We start from the raw sequence: 3,137 nt of genomic DNA, 5'->3' as shown, positions 1-3,137 counted from the left end.
CTGGCACACCAACCAGCCAGTCCTACGGTCCCTGACCGCATACGACCACTGACCCCCTTGGAATAGATCGTCTAGGTTGGACGAGCGCCACCTCTGACTCCACGGGAGGACCCCCATGCTCAAGCATTCGATCCGCTGGCTGGCAGGGCTGGGCGCCGCAGGCGCGTTGGTCGCGGCCTCCGCAAACCCCGCCGTCGCTGCGGCAACGATCGAGCCGTACTTCCAGGACTCCACCCTGGCCGCCGGCTCGACGAAGACCACCCGACTGTTCCTGTACGCCGACGAGCCGGCGACCCTCCGCGACGTCTCCGTGCGGTACGACTATCGCTCCCTGGCCGACAAGATCACCATCGCTCCCGCCGATCAGCAGGAGTGCGCCACACCCGAGCCGGGCGTTCTCGTGTGCGCGGAGCCCTTCGACGTCGCCCTCAGCGAGTTGCCGCCGCTCGGCAGCGGGATCTACCGCGGCGTGACCAAGCGGGTGGACATGACCGCCACCAAGGACGCGCAGCTCGGCGACTCTGGCGATGTCGTAGTCAGCTTCGAGGCCGGCGGGCGGCAGGGCAGCTACACCTCCCGGGTCCGCGTCGGTGAGGGGGTCGACCTGGCCGGCGGACCGTTCACCACCTTCTCCTCGAGGCCGGGCGGGAAGGTGACGGTGCCGCTGGCCGTGGCCAACGTCGGCGACAGGACCGTCACGGGATTCGTCGCGGTCTTCGAGCTCCCCTACTCGATCCGGACCAAGGATCGGTTCAGCAACTGCCTCTACTCCGACGACCACCTGGTCTCCTGCCAGTTCGACCAGGAGATCCCGGTGGGCGACGGGCTCGCCACCACGTTGAACCTCGAACTCGCCAAGGACACCTACGCCCCGAGCAACCTCTCCGGCTATGCCCAGTTCATGACCATTGCCGACTTCGAGGACCTGACGCGGGTGCGCGAAGCCGTTGGCGCCCGAGAGGGCGCGCGTGGCAGCGGCCCGAAGCTGACCCTGACCGCGGCACCCAGCAGGATGCGGCAGGCCGACCAGACCGACGTCGGCCCGGGCTACGACTACACCGGTTGGATCATCAAGACAACCGGCACCAACGGCACCGACCTCGCCGCGATCGGCGCCACGCTCAATGGCAGGGCCGGCACCGTCGTGACGGCGACCGTCGGTTTCCGGAACAACGGCCCGGCGACGCTCGACAACACGAACGCCGACTTCGAGGCCGCCACCCACACCGTCGTCGAGCTGCCGCCGGGCACCACGGCCGTCGAGGTCCCCGACGGCTGCCAACTGCGGCCGGGCACCCGGACGTACCAGTGCGCCTCGGCGATGCTTTTGGTCGCCGGTCAGACGTACACCGTGGAGTTCCGGCTGCGCATCGACAGGGTCATCCGCAACGCCAAGGGCGCGGTGCGGGTCAACGCACCCTGCGAATGCCCCGCCGGCGGGAGCTTCGAGGACGACATCAAGCCGGCCAACGACCGGGCCGTGATCCTGGTCAACGCAGGCCAGGGCGGCAGCGGCAGCGGCGACGGTGACGGTGACGGTGACGGTGACGGTGACGAGGGTGGAGGCAGCGGTGGCGGTGGTTCACTGCCCATCACCGGCACCCCCACCAGCCTGATCGCCGGCATCGGTGGCCTGCTGCTCGCCGCCGGCCTGGGCGGCTGCCTGCTCGCCCGACGCCGCAGCACCCGCTTCGTCGCCTGATCGGTACCCCGCCGTCCTGTCTGTCCCTGGGCGGCGGGGCACCCGCCGACAGTTCAGCGACCGTCGTCGACCAGCTTCGGGTGGCGGGCCGTCCAGTCGCCGAGCCGGTCCTCTTGCAGCGCGGTCAGGAACTCCGGCGCGAGCTTCGGGTCGGTACGCAGGTAGCGGTCCTTCCCGGTCGGCCAGGCGACCGGCAGGCCGATCCCGACCGGCTCGACCGTCCGCAGCGTGGGGACGAGCCGCAGCACGTCCAGCAGGGCGGCCCGGTCGGGTGACACCACGAGGTCCGGGCCGACGGTGGTCAGCAGCCTGGCGAGGCGTACCGGATCGGTGAGTACGCCCTGGTCGGTGGCCTGGCGGGCCAGGCCGGCAGCGAAGAGCCGGGCGTTGCGGTCCCGGTCCTGGCTGCCCTCGGGCAGGCCGTAGCGCTGGCGGAGCAGGTCGACCGACGCGGCGCCATCGAGACGTTGGCAGCCGGCCGGGAAGACCCGCGACGTGTGGACGGAACGCACCAGGTCGGTCAGGCAGAGCGGCACGCCGCCCACGGCATCGGTCAGCGCGCTCACGGCGCGGTACGTCAGCACGACCCCGCCGTCCACCCGCACCCCGGTCAGCTCGGCCACCGTGCGCCGAGTCAACTCGTACCCCGTGGTCATCTCCGGCCGGGACGACCCGACGCCGAACGGGAATGCGACGTTCAGCTTGTCGGTGCCGTGGCCCGGGATCGGCACCTCCAGGTCGCGGGGCAGCGACACCAGGTAGGGGCGACTGCGGTCGGCCGGGATGTGCACCAACAGCACCGCGTCGGCCCGCGTCGCCGCCGGCCCGTCGCCATCGATGCCGAGCAGCAGGATGTTCAGTGCGCCCGCCGGTACCGGCCGAGCGGACGAGGGTGGCGCGCTGCCGGCGCGGTAGCCGGGACAGCCAGGTCCAGATCTGGTCCCGGTCCACGGCGGACTGGGCGTGGTCGGCCGACGCTGGCACGGACTCGTCCGGTTCCCCGCGCAGCAGCACCCGGCGCATCCACGAGCCGCGCTTCCAGTCGACGTACTGGTTGGTGAGCATCCGCCGCACGTAGCGCCCGGGCGAGTCGGCGCGCGCGACCCGCCGCCAGTTCAGTTGGACCCGGACCATCGTCTCCTGCACCAGATCCTGCGCCTGGTGTGGATCACCGGTGAGCATCACCGCGTACCGCAGCAGCGGGGCAAGTCGCGTATCCGCGAACTCCTCGTACGTCACTGCACCTCCCGGGGTCCTGCCTCAGATGACGGAAGCGGGCGTGCGGAACGTTGCGGCGCTGATCAGCCTTTCGGTTCGTCCTGACCACCAAGCGGTGATCAGGGTCGGCGGTGAACCTTAGGGGCCGTCCGTGAATTACATGGTTGTAGTTCCACTGTGACCCGGTGACCCGGTGAGTCGTTGGTTCGGGTGTGAT

3 protein-coding genes and 1 pseudogene are annotated in these 3,137 nt (G+C 70.4%); 2 read left to right on the top strand and 2 right to left on the bottom strand.

The features are described 5' to 3' along the window. Positions 1–115 precede the first annotated feature (115 nt). A complete protein-coding gene (locus tag ACLQ24_RS29135; RefSeq protein WP_425894945.1) occupies positions 116–1,702 on the top strand; it encodes an LPXTG cell wall anchor domain-containing protein in 1,587 nt (528 codons plus the stop codon). Positions 1,703–1,755: 53 nt separating this feature from the next. Here the strand turns inward: ACLQ24_RS29135 and ACLQ24_RS29130 are convergent, their stop codons facing one another. Next, the gene (locus tag ACLQ24_RS29130) at positions 1,756–2,502 is read right to left on the bottom strand and encodes an LCP family protein (protein WP_425894944.1); all 747 of its coding nucleotides are present in this window, start codon (positions 2,500–2,502) and stop codon (positions 1,756–1,758) included. 59 nt (positions 2,503–2,561) lie between these two features. On the opposite strand from ACLQ24_RS29130, the gene ACLQ24_RS29125 reads away from it, so the two are divergent. Then, a complete protein-coding gene (locus ACLQ24_RS29125) occupies positions 2,562–2,780 on the top strand; it encodes a hypothetical protein (RefSeq protein ID WP_425894943.1) in 219 nt (72 codons plus the stop codon). A gap of 8 nt (positions 2,781–2,788) precedes the next feature. Here ACLQ24_RS29125 and ACLQ24_RS29120 read toward each other — a convergent pair. Next, a pseudogene (locus tag ACLQ24_RS29120) lies at positions 2,789–2,884 on the bottom strand (sigma factor); the annotation flags it as partial. Positions 2,885–3,137: the final 253 nt, after the last annotated feature.

Origin of the sequence: Micromonospora sp. DT4 (assembly GCF_049841675.1) — a bacterium.
Lineage (GTDB): Bacteria > Actinomycetota > Actinomycetes > Mycobacteriales > Micromonosporaceae > Micromonospora.
This window is presented reverse-complemented; position numbering and strand designations above follow the sequence as displayed.